The sequence below is a fragment of the Kitasatospora paranensis genome, from assembly GCF_039544005.1.
GTDB classification, from domain to species: Bacteria; Actinomycetota; Actinomycetes; order Streptomycetales; family Streptomycetaceae; genus Kitasatospora; species Kitasatospora paranensis.
Genome location: NZ_BAABKV010000001.1, coordinates 88,903 through 102,476 on the forward strand (window position 1 = coordinate 88,903; position 13,574 = coordinate 102,476).

Annotated in this window: 11 protein-coding genes and 3 pseudogenes; 7 read left to right on the top strand and 7 right to left on the bottom strand. The window is 71.4% G+C overall.

Annotated elements, in window-relative coordinates; all coding sequences use genetic code 11:
- Nucleotides 1–69: 69 nt before the first annotated feature.
- From ABEB13_RS00430 to ABEB13_RS00440, 3 genes and pseudogenes are all read right to left on the bottom strand, one after another.
- Nucleotides 70–1,285 (bottom strand): annotated as a pseudogene (locus ABEB13_RS00430) (IS3 family transposase).
- 340 nt (nucleotides 1,286–1,625) lie between these two features.
- Nucleotides 1,626–2,042, bottom strand: a complete 417-nt coding sequence (locus ABEB13_RS00435) for a hypothetical protein (RefSeq protein WP_345703728.1) — start codon at nucleotides 2,040–2,042, stop codon at nucleotides 1,626–1,628.
- Nucleotides 2,043–2,106: 64 nt separating this feature from the next.
- A complete protein-coding gene (locus tag ABEB13_RS00440; protein WP_345703729.1) occupies nucleotides 2,107–2,541 on the bottom strand; it encodes a hypothetical protein in 435 nt (144 codons plus the stop codon).
- A 386-nt stretch (nucleotides 2,542–2,927) separates the two neighbouring features.
- Here ABEB13_RS00440 and ABEB13_RS00445 point away from each other — a divergent pair, with 386 nt between their 5' ends.
- Together ABEB13_RS00445 and ABEB13_RS00450 are read left to right on the top strand one after the other, a co-directional pair.
- Nucleotides 2,928–3,881 carry a hypothetical protein gene (locus tag ABEB13_RS00445; RefSeq protein ID WP_345703730.1) on the top strand — a complete coding sequence of 318 codons (954 nt, stop codon included), beginning with the start codon at nucleotides 2,928–2,930 and terminating at the stop codon, nucleotides 3,879–3,881.
- 64 nt (nucleotides 3,882–3,945) lie between these two features.
- Nucleotides 3,946–4,527 carry a sortase domain-containing protein gene (locus ABEB13_RS00450; RefSeq protein ID WP_345703731.1) on the top strand — a complete coding sequence of 194 codons (582 nt, stop codon included), beginning with the start codon at nucleotides 3,946–3,948 and terminating at the stop codon, nucleotides 4,525–4,527.
- A 181-nt stretch (nucleotides 4,528–4,708) separates the two neighbouring features.
- On the opposite strand, the gene ABEB13_RS00455 is transcribed toward ABEB13_RS00450, so the two are convergent.
- From ABEB13_RS00455 to ABEB13_RS00465, 3 genes and pseudogenes are all read right to left on the bottom strand, one after another.
- A complete protein-coding gene (locus tag ABEB13_RS00455) occupies nucleotides 4,709–4,891 on the bottom strand; it encodes a hypothetical protein (RefSeq protein WP_345703732.1) in 183 nt (60 codons plus the stop codon).
- A 1,041-nt stretch (nucleotides 4,892–5,932) separates the two neighbouring features.
- Complete coding sequence (locus ABEB13_RS00460) at nucleotides 5,933–6,574, bottom strand: hypothetical protein (RefSeq protein WP_345703733.1); 642 nt, start codon at nucleotides 6,572–6,574, stop codon at nucleotides 5,933–5,935.
- Between the two features lie 467 nt (nucleotides 6,575–7,041).
- Nucleotides 7,042–7,356 (bottom strand): annotated as a pseudogene (locus ABEB13_RS00465) (transposase); the annotation flags it as partial.
- Nucleotides 7,357–7,822: 466 nt separating this feature from the next.
- Here ABEB13_RS00465 and ABEB13_RS00470 point away from each other — a divergent pair.
- Nucleotides 7,823–8,661: pseudogene (locus ABEB13_RS00470) on the top strand (IS5 family transposase).
- 32 nt (nucleotides 8,662–8,693) lie between these two features.
- Nucleotides 8,694–9,080, top strand: coding sequence for a MarR family transcriptional regulator (locus ABEB13_RS00475; RefSeq protein ID WP_345703734.1), 387 nt, complete (start codon nucleotides 8,694–8,696; stop codon nucleotides 9,078–9,080).
- A 556-nt stretch (nucleotides 9,081–9,636) separates the two neighbouring features.
- Here ABEB13_RS00475 and ABEB13_RS00480 read toward each other — a convergent pair.
- Nucleotides 9,637–11,256, bottom strand: a complete 1,620-nt coding sequence (locus ABEB13_RS00480) for a right-handed parallel beta-helix repeat-containing protein (RefSeq protein ID WP_345703735.1) — start codon at nucleotides 11,254–11,256, stop codon at nucleotides 9,637–9,639.
- An 18-nt stretch (nucleotides 11,257–11,274) separates the two neighbouring features.
- On the opposite strand from ABEB13_RS00480, the gene ABEB13_RS00485 reads away from it, so the two are divergent.
- Genes ABEB13_RS00485 through ABEB13_RS00495 form a run of 3 tightly spaced genes read left to right on the top strand, consistent with a single transcriptional unit; the run spans nucleotide 11,275 to nucleotide 13,486 of the window.
- Complete coding sequence (locus tag ABEB13_RS00485; protein ID WP_345703736.1) at nucleotides 11,275–11,664, top strand: hypothetical protein; 390 nt, start codon at nucleotides 11,275–11,277, stop codon at nucleotides 11,662–11,664.
- Nucleotides 11,661–12,602 carry an ABC transporter permease gene (locus ABEB13_RS00490; protein WP_345703737.1) on the top strand — a complete coding sequence of 314 codons (942 nt, stop codon included), beginning with the start codon at nucleotides 11,661–11,663 and terminating at the stop codon, nucleotides 12,600–12,602. The genes ABEB13_RS00485 and ABEB13_RS00490 overlap by 4 nt, the downstream gene beginning before the upstream one ends.
- 11 nt (nucleotides 12,603–12,613) lie before the next feature.
- Nucleotides 12,614–13,486, top strand: coding sequence for an ABC transporter permease (locus ABEB13_RS00495; RefSeq protein ID WP_345703738.1), 873 nt, complete (start codon nucleotides 12,614–12,616; stop codon nucleotides 13,484–13,486).
- Nucleotides 13,487–13,574: the final 88 nt, after the last annotated feature.

Here is a 13,574-nt window from a genome sequence, read left to right on the forward strand (position 1 = left end):
GGCGAGGGTGTACTTGCGGCGGGGGTGGGTGAGGGGTGAGGTGGCCCCCGGAGTGTGGACACAGGGGTTTCATGCCGCGAGGGAGAGTTTAGCCGGGGCGTGGTGTCGCTGTTCGAACTCGAGTGGTGAGAGGTAGCCGAGGGCGCTGTGGCGCCGTCGGGTGTTGTAGTAGGTGAGCCAGCGGAACACCTCGAGCCTGGTCCGGGCCACCGTTGTGAGCGGGATCCCGTGCAGGGCCTCGCGCTTGAGGCTCTGCCACAGGCTCTCCGCCAGGGCGTTGTCATAGGACGAGCCGACGCGGCCCATCGAGCGGCGGATCCCGTGGCGGTCGCAGACCTCGGCGAACGCGACGGACGTATATTGCGATCCGCGGTCCGCGTGGAAGATCACTCCGGTGACGTCGCCGCCCCTCGCGGCGACCGCGGCCTCGATCGCGTCGATGACCAGTGAGGCCCGCATGTGCGTGGCCATCGACCAGCCGACCACCCGGCGCGAGCGGATGTCGATCACACAGGCCAGGAACAGCCACGACTGTCGGCCCGGATGTACGTGATGTCGCCGCACCAGCGCTCGTCCAGGCGCTCGGCGGTGAAGTCCCGCTCGATCAAGTCCGGCACAGGCGGTGCGACCGGCTCCGGGACCGTGGTGCGCTTGCGGCGCCGCAGGTGCCGGCCGGTGATCCGCCGCTCGCGCATCAGCCTCGCCACCCGCTTGCGGTTCACCGCCCGGCCACGGCCCCGCAACTCGGCGTGGACCCGCCGGGCCCCATAGGCCTCGCGGTGCTCGGAGTGGATTTCCCGGATCTCCTCCGCCAGGGCATGGTCGGCGGTCTGGCGCGCGGCACGGGCCCGGGCGCCGGCGAGCCACCGGTAGTAGCCGGACCGGGAGGCCCCGAGTATCCGGCACAGCCGCTGGACGCCGAAGTCCTCGGCGTTGGCGGAGATGAAGTCCCAGCGGCGGGCTCTCACTTCATCTCCCTCGCGAAATACTGGGCCGCCCGCCGCAGGATCTCCCGCTCGAGCTCCCACTCCTTCTCCGCTTTCGCCGGCCGCGCGTTCTCCGCCCGCAGCCGGGCGTTCTCCACCCGGAGATCATCCGAGGAACCCCCGCTCCGTCCGGCCTGGAGACCATCGACGTCGGCGGCGCGAACCCAGGTCCGCAGCGTCCCGGGGTTGACGTTCAGATCGGCCGCGACGTCCTTGAACGTCCGCCGCCCGGCCGAGGCCCGCCACAACGCCACCGCGTCCGACCGGAACTCCGCACTGTACTTCGAGGGCCGTGCCATGCAGATTCACCTTCCTGGACCAACAAGATCCATTGTCAGGTGTGTCCACATCTCAGGGGTCACCTCGCAGCTGCCCCTGGCCCGGCCGCTGCGACGACAGGGACCGGGCCCGGAGCGGAGCTGGATGGACATCGCACTCCTGTCACCGACCCTACGGTCCGGCGCGGCCTCCATCTCCTCGGCGCGCCGGACGGCCGGACGACGGCCGAGGCCCGGCACATGAGAGCACTTTCGGGCCGGACCGTGTCCACCGGCGGCGGCCCGTCAGCCATCGCCCCTGTCACTGTCCGGCCGCTCGGTGGCGGAGCGTTCCCCACGCCGGTCCGGACAAGGCGGTGGGTCAGGAGGGCGCGGTCCGGCCGGGCACGGATGGCCGGTCCGCGTCGCTCAGGGCGGCAGCGGGGGTGGTGCTTGCCAGCGCGCAGGCGAAAAGGACGATCAGGGGCGCGGTGTTCGGGTCGGTGGCCTGGCCGGTGGACAGTTGCCCCAGTCCCTGCCCGGCGACCCAGTAGATGAGTGAGAGGCCGGCGCCGGTCCATGCCGCGGCGGTGCGCAACCTGCCCGGGCGGAGGGCGGCCAGGCCGATGGCGGCCTGCAGCGCGGCGACGGCCACGTTGACGGCGGTTTCCGCGTGGCCGAGGTTCAGGGCGACGGTGTGGTCGAGGTGCCCGATCCAGCCGTTGAAGTCGTCGGTGCCGGCGGTCAGGGCGCCGACGGTGCTGTTGCCCGGAAGGGCCTGCAGTACGGCGCTGCCCACCCACAGCACGGCCCAGGCCTGCGCGGTCCAGGCCGGCGGGGGCTCGCTGGACTGGGACGGCCCGTCATCGTCCCGGGCGGGCCAGGCGACGGCGGCGAGAACCGCATACAGGAGGGAGGACGGCCCCGGGCGCGCCGGTGAGCATCAGCGCGTGTCCGCCGGCCAGTCCGCCGAGTCCTTCCCCGAGCCACCACACGGACAGGGCCCATCCGACGGAGGCGACCAGCGCGAGCCGTGCGGTGCGCGGCACAAGCAGTGCGGCGCCGAGCAGCAGCTGCGTGAGCGCGAACAGCACGTCCCACAGGGCCGGCGCGGCCACGCTCAGGTCGGCGGCCCAGTGCACCGGCCCCGCCACGAAGGCGGGCTGGCCGTCCGCGGTGGGAGCGATGATCTGATCAGCGAATCCGGTGGTCAGCATGAAGGGCTGGAACTGCAACGCCCCGTCCAGCAGCCACAACAGGCCCAGCACGACCTGGATACCACGGCGGGTCAGGCGCACAGAACCTCCGTCGATCAGCTGATCGGTTGCCCTCACTCCGGCTCGGCAGTGGCCGCCCTGGACCGGCAGGATTCGGTGGCAAGGACCGCACCGAGAGGGCTAGCACTCGTCCCTCTCCCGGTGACGGTGGCCCGTCCGCGCGATGTGCGGCCTGCGCTCGACCGTAGCCCGCGGCCGACCATCGCCACATCCGATCCTGCCGGGGATGCGCCGCACGGGCGAACCTGCTCACCCCACCGGCCCAGCACCACAGGCGATCACCAGGGCACTGCCAGTAGTCAGAAGAGGCCGCAGGCGATTCCCTCGGGGATCGTGCGGCAGCACCCGGGACCCGTGGATGCGGCGCCAGCCCGGCCCGCTCGGCCCCCGGGAGAGAAGAGGACCGCATGAACACCCTCGTCCACCGCCGTCTGGCCCGCGCCGCGGCCTGCACCGCCACCGTTCTCGTGACCATAGCCACCGCCGGCGCCCCCGCCCTGGCCGACGGCATGGGCGGCGGCGCCGGGGCCGGGGCCGGGGCCGGCGGGTTCGGGCCCGGCCCGCAGGGCACCCGCACCGTCCAGCCGCTGAACAACCCGTGCATGACCGGCGAGCCGCAGGACGTGTGCCGCAACATCGGCGTCACCGACGGCTGGTACGAGGGCAAGGACGTCAAGTTCCTCTACACCCAGAACTTCTTCTGCGACACCGCCGTCACCTCCGGCGCGTCCAACGGCTGCGAGGTCGGGGAGAAATACAAGAACGTGCCGCCCGGCACCACGTCGGACAAGTTCACCGACCCGCTCTACATCCCGGTGCCGCTGTTCAGCCCCGCACCCACCGTCCAGTGCCCGACCGGGCCGTGCATCGACCACCCGGACAACATCGACCTGTCCCGCCTGGCCTCGGCCCTGGGCAAGCCCGCCGACGCGCTGAAGGACGTCCCCCTGCCCGGGCACGACCACATCATCACCGACCGCAACATGGACCGCCCCGAATGGTGGCCGGTCTACGTCATCGGCGTCACCAACCCCGAATCGTTCAAGAAGATCGAAGAGGGCAAGGACCTGGCCACCGTCACCAAACTCGCCGCCGACCCCAACGCGGGCGTGACCGCGCCGATCCCCACCAACGTCTTCCTGTGGTTCCAGACCCTCGCCGGAACCGACGAGCCCCACCCCGTCATGCCCATGGGCGCGATCGCGGCCGGCACCGGCGCCACCCAGCAGCCCGCCCACACCGCCCTCGCCGCCGGCGGAGCCACCGCCCTCGCCGCAGCGGCCGGCACCCTGCTGTGGGCAAGGCGCCGCAAGCACACCGACGACGCCGCGCCCACGGCCCCGGCCGCCGACCTCATCTGAACGGCCATCCCGCATGGCACACCGGAAACCCCGGTCCGGCGAGCGCCGCGGCGGCACTACCGCCGTGGCGCTCGCCGCCGTCCTCGCCCTCGCCGGCACAACCGCCCTCACCGTCGCCGCCACTCATCAAAACGCACCGCCACCCGTGCCTCCCGCCACCGCCGCCGGCACCCTCACCCCCACCAGGACCGCCCCCGCGCTGCCCGACGGCCCGCCCCCGACCCCCACCACCCTCGACATCCCCGACATCGACGTCCACACCCCGCTCGACCCACTCACCCTCGACGACCAGGGCGCCCTCGCACCACCCGACCGCCCCGACCACGCCGGCTGGTACACCACCACCCCCGCCTGGACCAACCCGATCGTCATCACCGGCCACGTCGACTACACGAACATCGGTCCCGCCGTCTTCTACCGCCTCGGCGACCTCCGCCCCGGCCAGCACATCACCCTCACCACCACCGACCACCACACCCGCACCTACACCATCAACGCGGTGCGCACCTACCCCAAAGACGCCTTCCCCACCGAAGACGTCTACGGCCCCACTACCACACCCCAGCTCCGCCTCATCACCTGCAGCAACTGGAACCCCGCCGAGCACACCTACACCGCCAACACCATCGTCTACGCCACCCTCTGACCCCGCCCCCGGCGCACGGCTCCGCGCCCGCAGACCACGCAAAGCCGACCGGCCCTCACAGTCCGACTTCCGCCACGCGGGACCACCAACCCACCTCCGGGCGGCCCCCGAAACGCCACTACGAACGGGACAGTCGAAGCGCACCGACGGGCCCCGATTCGTCCGCGCGTGGGACGCGCTCCTACGAGTGTCGGCTCTGCTGCCAGGCAACCGCTCTGCTCAGCTGCTCCTCGCCGAGGCCGGTCATCGCGGCCACCCGCTCGTACATCTCCCCGTCGTCCAGCGGCCCCGGCCGGCGCACCGCCCGGGGGAGCAACCGGGGGGCGCCGTGTGCTCCGTGGACGCGACCGTCAACCGGGTCCATGGCTATGTCCTGTGCCTCTTCGACGATCCGGGCACCTTCTGCCCGGATGACGAGCTCCTGCGCAAGACGTAACGAGAAGAACCTGTAGGGCTGGCGCCGGGGCGTGGTTGGGGTGGCCGGGCACGCCCGACCCGGCCACCCCAACCCAGCGCCGCACCCCAGCCGGCTCGACAACGGCACCGTGCACCTGAACGAATGTGCGCCGACACCGCACAGTCCAGGCACTCAAGATCCGCAATGCAAGAACCGCCACGCCAGGCCGGGGCGGTGCCCGGGAGCGAGGACGACTCACGCGCACCGGCTGACGAGTCTGTCCCGGCCAGCCGAGTGATGCGGATGCCGGCCTCAATTCGCACGCGGCAGAGGAGCACCAGGTCGTGACGAGTCGAGACCGTCACGGAGGGCGGCGTTCTGAGCTACTGCGCCTACCACGGGACGCGGCACGGCCCGGAGCTTGCTGGCTTCCCGGGCCCGGCTGCGTCGCCAGCGGGAGGTGGACGAGGTGATGGCCGGCGACCGGAACGGCTACCGGAGGGTGTGGCCGACCTTCCGCCCGCCGGAGTCTGGCCACCAAGCCGGCACCCGCTTTCCGCGGGCGGCGGGACGCCACCGCCGGAGCCGGCCAATGCCCCCCCGACAGCCGTTCGCGGACACGTGCCCGCCACCGCCGTCTACCCCATCGTGGCCGCGACCATCCACACCTCGCCGAGTCGGTCCTGCTCGTCGGAGTCTTCGGCTTTACCCTCCCCCTGATGCTGACGGCCGGCGCGTACCCGTGCCGGACTGCTGGACCCCGTCCTGCTGCTGACCGTCGCCGTGCGCGCGGTGGGGGCGAGCGACTTCCTCGCGCACCGCAGCGATCGCGCACTCGGCACACGCCTGCGCACCGGCCGGCTGGTCGCCGTTTGCCCGTCCCCGAAGGATCGACCCGGGACCCGCCCCTGGACGACCGGTCAGCCCAGGCTGGTGCGCATCAGCGTTCGCCCGCCGCACGGTGGAGGTGCTCCAGCGCGTTCAGCAGGGTGTCACGCAGGTGCCAGTTCAGCCAGACCGCAGTGTGGCGGGCCAGGACGTCGAGGGCGGTCTCCTCGATACTGCTGGGGGTGTGTCCGGGGCGGGTGTGGTGCGTCGACACGATCCCGAGGCAGCGGCCGAGGATGAGGAGAGGGTGCTCTGCACGGCGCGGCTGCCCGCTGCGAGCAGTGCCTCCCGGGTGGGGGCGTACGAGAACAGGGGGTCGGTCGCCGTGTCGGCGACGGTGACCCGTCGGCCGCGGACCCGGGCCGCGGAGCAGGCGCTCTTGGTGGCGGGGGAGACCCGGGCGAAGAAGTCTAGGAACGGCTGGTCGAAGCCCTGCTGTTCCTCGATCACGAGCGTGTCGTGCAGTGGGTCGAGGACCTGCAGGTCGGCCCGCGCGCAGCCACTGATGTCCACCGTGCGGGCGAGGGCGACCCGCAGGACGGTTCCCCGGTCGGTGGTGTCGGCGCCCGACCTCTCCCAGTACGAGGAGTCGGGCGCGCCCGGCCGGTTCTGACGGGGGAACCACAGCCGGTGGCGGTCGGCGGGGCGCGGTGCGGCGATCACGGCCTCGGCCACAACCTGAGGCGGCAGGTGATGGAGTCGCGCGGCGGCCTCGATCAGGTCCACCGTGTCGGCACCGTTGGCAAGCCGATAGCGCTCCATCAGGACGCCGGCTGCCTGCCAGAGCGTCGGAGTGGAAACGGCCGGGCGCTGTGGCAACGGGCGGCGCCCTGCCGCGGCCGGGAGCCCGCCTGCGCTGTCGTGACCACTCCCGTGGACGGTCGGGTCGGTGATGGCGATGCGCGGGCTCCTGTCGCCGGCCATGGCTGCGTGGCGCAGCCGAGTGCACGTCGAGCGTACCGGTGCCGGCCACGCGGCCGGTATGCCGGAGGGCTGTGGCCGTCACCGACGACGACGGCTACCTCCTGGGCATCCTCACCGCGACCCGCGCCGCCGGCGTCATCGCCACCACACCCACCTGACCCACCAGCCGTGGCCCGGGCCGGTGGACGGACGGCCAGGCCCCTGGTGGTGCGTCAATTCCTCGCGCGTCGAATTCGTTCCTCGCACGTCGATGTGCGTGATCGGGTCGTAGCGCCCCGATACGACGCGCGAGGAAACCGCAAAGCCCGGCCTTCGGCAGCACGGACCAGGCGTCGTAACAGGCCGTTGAGCTGCTCGAACACTCCTTCCTTCTGCCAGCGGGCGAAGTAGGCGTAGACGGTTTCCCAGGGCGGGTAGTCGTGTGGCAGGTAGCGCCAGGGGATGCCGGTGCGGTCGACGTGGAGGATTGCGTCGAGGAGGTCGCGCAGGTCGTGTTCGGGTGGCCGGCCGAAGGCCAGGGCGCGTGTGGTGCGTTCCTGGCGCCAGGCGGTCAGGGCGGGTTCGATCAGGGCCCAGCGGGCGTCGGACAGGTCGCTCGGATACGGTCGACGGACCGTCATGATGACGGCATACCGCGGGATCACCGCCTTGGCCATGGACCTCGCAACTGCGGGGACAGATGCCATCGAGGCCGGCTTCTTGGAATGAGACAGGACGGAGTACGCATCTCCGGCGAACTTTCGTGTGCACACGCCACACCGGTCGCGCCAACCTCAGAAGACGTCCTACAGACTCCGACCGGACAGCTCGAAAACCAGCATAAACCAGCGCTTTCATGGGCGAAACACCCAGTAACTGGGCGTTTAGCTCGTGAATGGGCTGTTGATCCCGGTTTTCAGGGTACCCAGGCTGCTCGTGGTCGGTGGCGCTTGAGGCCCTGGTGACAGGAGTGCCACTGTTCCGCGAATGTCCGCCGGAACTGTGCGCTTCCTCCTGTCTCATCCCTGGAAGTCAGGGATAAGCGGATCTGTCCGGCGAAGGTCTCGCCCCCTGGGCAGAGCAAGGATTCCGCAGTATGCCGTCATCATGACGGATCGTCGACCGTATCCGAGTGACCTGTCCGATGCCCGCTGGGCCCTGGTCGAACCCACCCTGACCGCCTGGCGCCGGGCTCGGACCGAACGTGCCCTCGCGTTCGGCCGGCCGCCGGAGCACGAGCTTCGCGATCTGCTGGACGCGATCCTCTATGTCGACCGCACCGGCATCCCCTGGCGCTACCTCCCACACGACTACCCGCCCTGGGAAACCGCTTACGCCTACTTCGCCCGCTGGCAGAAGGAGGAGTGTTCGAGCAGCTCAACGGACTTCTCCGACGCCTGGTCCGCGCCGCCGAAGGGCGAGAACCGGAGCCGACGGCCTGCATCGTCGACTCGCAGAGCGTGAAGACCTCCACCAACGTCCCCGCCACCTCACAGGGCATCGACGCCGGGAAGAAGATCGCAGGCAGGAAACGGAACATCGTCACCGACACGATCGGCCTGCTGCTCGTGGTGCTGGTCACCGCCGCGAGTGTTCAGGACAACTCTGCCGGCCGACAGCTGTTGACCGCGGTCGCGGCCGACCACCCGGCCGTCCGCAAGGCCTGGGTCGACATGGGCTACAAGACCGCCGTCGTCGAACACGGCGCCACGCTCGGCATCGACGTCGAGATCGTCCGCCGAGACCCCGCGACCAGGGGATTCGTCGTCCAGCCCCGCCGCTGGGTCGTCGAGCGAACGTTCGGCTGGCTCATGAACCACCGCCGCCTCGCCCGCGACTACGAAGCCCTCCCCGAACGCTCAGAAGCCATGGTCCACATCGCGATGATCAACCTAATGACCCGCCGACTCGCCGGCGAGGCCACCCCGACCTGGCGTGGAACCTGAGCCTCGAAACCGGGGACGAAACGCCCAGTAAGGTGCTGGTCTGCCTGCTCGTCACCGACTCCGGCACCCTCACTGCCGCCGACCTGGTCCAGCAGCTGCGGGTCAGCCCGGCGTCCGTATCGCACTCCGTCGCCTTCCTCGAGCAGCAGGGCCTGCTCCGGCGGGAACGACCTCCCGGCGAGCGCCGCGAGCGCTACGCCATCGACGGCGAGATCTGGCTCCGCTCCATCCTGACGGCAGTCCAGCTCCACAGGGGTTTGGTGACCGAACTGCGCAGCGCCGCCGGAGCCCTCGGACCCTGCACCCCGGCCGGCGCCCGCTTCAGTGACTCCGCCGACTTCCTGACCCTGATGAGCGAGACCCTCCAGCAGGTTGTCGACCAGTGGCAGCAGAGTCGCGCAAACGATGGCGCGCCCTGATACGGGGGAACTCCGCTGGTGACGGACACCTCCCACTGCTGCACGGTCGTGGCGAGGACAGTGTTAGGAGCAGGTAGCCTCCTGGCTCCATGGCCGACGTTACGCGGTATGGCACGTGCGGGGGCGACGGCGAACCGCGGACGGGCACCGGGTAAGTGATCGGGGGCAGGCCCGCACCGCACCGCCGGCCAACCCGCCCGCACCCAGGCCAGGTGGGTGGGTGAGGCCGGCGGGAACCTGGCCGTTTCGACTTGCCCGCGCCCTGGGCCCGGCTCCGGGGTTGCTGTTTCGGGTGGAGCATCCGCATTTTCCGGCTGACGACGTCCAGTCGACGGGATGCCGTGAAGGGACGAGACGCTGCCGGACCGGCTGAGCGAGCCACGACTCCTGCACCCTGCTGCGCCGCTGACCGGCGGATCGGCTTCCGGGGTCGGGGCCCGTCACCTACGGCACACGGCCACGAAGGCGGGGGTCAGGCGGGACGGCGAAGGGGCGAGCGGGATCCGCCGCCCGGGCGGGGGATCCCGGGCGGCGGGGCTGTGGTGGCGCCAGGGTCTCAGGATCGCTTGCGGCGCAGTACGAGGAAGATGCCGCCGCCGAGCGCAAGTGCCACCATTCCCAGGCCGAGGGGCAGCGCCACGTTCGCGCCGGTCGCGGCCAGGCCCTTGCCCGCGCCGGGCACCTTCCCGTTGTCGCCGCCGTCGCCGTCGCCGTGGGACGAGTTGCTCGCACCGGCGGTGCCGGAGGAGCTGTCCGTACCGGAGGCGGCGGGGCCTGTACCCTGTCCCGCGAACTGCTCCTCGGGGTCCCCCGCTGGCCCGCCACCGTTCGCCGTGGCCGTCGGCGCCACCGTGCCCTTCGCCGCGTTGGAGGCGTACGCGCCCCGGTCAGCCGCTCCGGCATCGCGGCGGGCGCCGGTGATGTCGGTAGTGACCTCGGGCAGCGGCTTGCCAGACCCGACCCCGGGCGAGCCCTGGGCCAGCCGGAAGTCGGGGGTGCCGTCGGTGCCGGGGGCGACGAACTTCGGGTCGGCGAAGAGGTCGTGCGGCCCCTTCGTCTCGGGCGGGCGCCCGCCGAAGAGCACGTTGTAGTCGTAGGTGACGTCGGTGTTCAGGTAGTTGGGGTTCACCGGCTGGTTCGGGCCGCTGTAGGACACGTTGTCGAGCAGTTGGACGTCGTTGCTCTCCTGGGCGTAGATGTTGCCGTAGCTGTTCATCCGGGTGCTGCGGCCGTTACGGTAGGCCGTGTTGTGCACCATGTCGACGTGCTGGCTCTTGTAGGAGTGGATGCCGGAGCCGCCGTTGTCGTAGGTGACGTTGTTGGCGACCAGGACGCGCCCCTGGTAGTCGGGGCCGCTCCCTCCGGCCTTCGCCTTGTCCTTGAGCGTGTCGATGATGATGCCGTTGCCGTCCGAGTAGCAGTTGCAGTGTCCCCACTTCACCTTGCTCTCGTTGTCGTGGACGGTGTTGTCGGTGACGCGGATCTTGTACGTGCGGGGGTCGCCCCGATCGACGTCCTGCGCGGACAGGATCGAGATGCCGCTGGTGGCGAAGACGGAGTACCACGCGTTGGCGTAGACGTGATTGCGGTCGATCGACACGTAGTCGGCGTAGCCGGCACCGATCCCCACGCCGGGGCAGTGGTGGACGGTGTTGCCGATGACGTCGATGTGGTGCGGCCGGTCGCCCGTCTTGCGGTCCTTGTCGATCGACAGGCAGTTGGTGTTGTACGTGCCGTTCTTGTCGCTGGCGCCCCGTTCGGCGTCGGCCAGGGAGATGTTCGCGCTGTTGCCCTTGATCTCCAGGTCGCGGATCACGATGTGCGCGGCGCCGCTGACGCGGATGCCGTTCCACGCGGTGACCGGGTTGATCACGGGGTGGTGCCCGGGGTAGGGGCGGTAGGTGATGGGCGCCCCGGGCCTGCCGGAGCGGGAGATCATCAGGACGTCCGATCCGCCCGGCGCCTCGGTGTAGGTGCCGTTCATGATCGAGACGGTGTCGCCGGGTGCCGTGCTGTCGGCGGCCTTCTGGAGCGTGCGGAACGGCTTGTCCGGTGAGGTCCCCGGGTTGCCGTCGGCCCCGCCGGGGCTGACGTAGTACGTCCGGGCCGCCGCCTCGGCCCGCGGTGAGCCGACGAGGCCAAGGGGTATCGCCGCGCTCGCCAGGAGGACGGCCATTGCGGGCTGCGGGTGTCCGTGCGGGCCACCACCGACCCGTACGCGTGCGACGGGAAGTCCACCGGCGCGCTGACCGCGCTGGCCGCGGCGGCGGGCGGGCTCACCGTGACCAACCTGGGCGGGGACCGCACCGCCCTGCAGCGGGACCTGCTCGCCGCGAGCCGCACCGGCACCCCCTTCGCCGCCGGCTGGAACCTCGGCGCCGCGCAGACGCGCGACGAGGAGGAACTGGCCGACGTCGCCCGCCTCGCCCGCGCCCACGGCGCGAGCGCGCTGGTCCTCTACGCCTACGACCTCGCCCCCGCGCCCCGGCTCGACTGGCTCCGCCGTCTACCGCGGGCCGCGACGGGCGGGGACTCCTCCCCCCACCCCTCCCCACCCCACAGACAAACGGAGCCGGCTCGATGACCGGATACCTGATCCGCCGACTGCTCCAACTGATACCCGTCGTGCTTGTGGTGTCGTTGGTGCTCTTCCTCCTGCTGCGGCTGATGCCCGGCGATCCCACCCTAGACATCCTGGGCCACGAGGCCAGTGCCGCCGACCGGGCGGCGCTGCGCACCGACCTCGGTCTCGACGCCCCCCTGTGGCGGCAGTTCACCGACTGGATCGGCGGCATCGTCCACGGCAACCTCGGCACCTCCTGGCTGACCGGCGAGAAGATCGGCGCCGTGCTCGGCGACCGGCTCCCCGCGACCGCCGAACTCGGGGTGATCTCGCTGGCCTTCGCGCTGCTGGTCGGCGTCCCGGCCGGTGTGCTGGCCGCCGTCAAGCGCCGCAAGCCCACCGGCACCGCGCTGAACTCCGCGGGGCTCGCGGCCCTGTCGGCACCGCACTTCTACCTGGCCGCGCTGCTCGTCCTGGTGTTCGCGCTGTGGCTGAAGGTGCTGCCGCCGTCCGGCTACGTGCCGTTCACGGAGGACCCGGTGGAGAACCTGCGGCACATGGTGCTGCCCGCCGTGACGATCGGCTCCACCATCGCGGCCGTCACCATGCGGCAGACCCGGGCCGCCCTGCTGGCCTCGTTCAACGAGGACTACATCCGCACCGCCGAGGCCAGCGGCCTCTCCCGCCGCCGGATCGTCGGCGTCTACGCCCTGCGCAACGCGATCGTGCCCGTCGTGACGGTCGTGGCGCTGCAGATCGGCGCGCTGATGAGCGCCACCGTGGTCACCGAGACCGTCTTCACCGTGCCCGGCATGGGCACGCTGATCGTCAACGGCATCTTCAGCCGGGACCTGCCCCTCGTGCAGGGCGCGGTCCTGATGGTCGTGGTGTTCGTCCTCCTGGTGAACCTGCTGGCGGACCTGGTCTACGCGTGGCTCGACCCGCGCATCACGTACTGACAGGAGCGACGATGGCCACCGAAACCCTCACTGCGGCCCCGCGCCGCCCGGTCCTGGACCGGCTGCGCCGCGACCCCCGCGCCCGACTCGCCCTGCCGGTCCTGCTGCTGCTCGTCCTGGCGACCGCGGCCCGGCCCTTCATGACCGGCCGGATGCGGGCCACCGACACCGGCGACCTCCTCGCCGGGCCGAGCCCCGCGCATTGGCTCGGCACCGACGAACTCGGCCGGGACGTCCTCGCCCGGATCATCGCCGGCGCGGCGGTGACCACCGAGGTCGCCACTATCACCGTCGGCCTGGCCCTGGCCGCCGGTACCGTCCTCGGCCTGGTCGCCGGCTACCGGGGCGGCTGGCTGGACTCCGTGATCATGCGGCTGTCCGACGGACTGCTCGCCTTCCCGCTGCTGGTGCTCGCCCTCACCGTGGTCGCCGCGCTCGGCCCGGGTCTGCGCAACGCGCTCATCGCCATCGCCGTGGTGACCACGCCCCGCTTCGCGCGGGTGGCCCGGGGCGAGGTGCTGTCGCTGCGGACCCGCGAATGGGTGTCGGCCGCCCGGATCGTGGGCGTCCCGCAGGGCGCGATCATGCGCCGCCACCTGCTGCCGCACCTGGCGGGCACGCTGCTGGTGTTCGCCGCGCTCCAGGTCTCCACCGCGATCATGGCCGAGGCGGCGCTGAGCTTCCTGGGTCTGAGCGTGCAGCCGCCGCAGCCCAGTTGGGGCGCGATGGTCGCCTCCGGCACCGACCACCTCAGCGCCAGCTGGTCGCTGAGCGTGTTCCCCGGCCTGGCGATCCTGCTGACCGTGGCCGCGTTCAACACGCTGGCCGACGCGCTGCGGGACGCGCTGGACGCGCACCGGCCGCAGCTGACCGCGCCCCGGTGACATCGCCGGGCGGCACCGCCCGGCACCCCCTCCCGTACGAACCCCGGTGACGACGGCTCCGGTGACGGCGTACCCCTCCCCGGCCGAC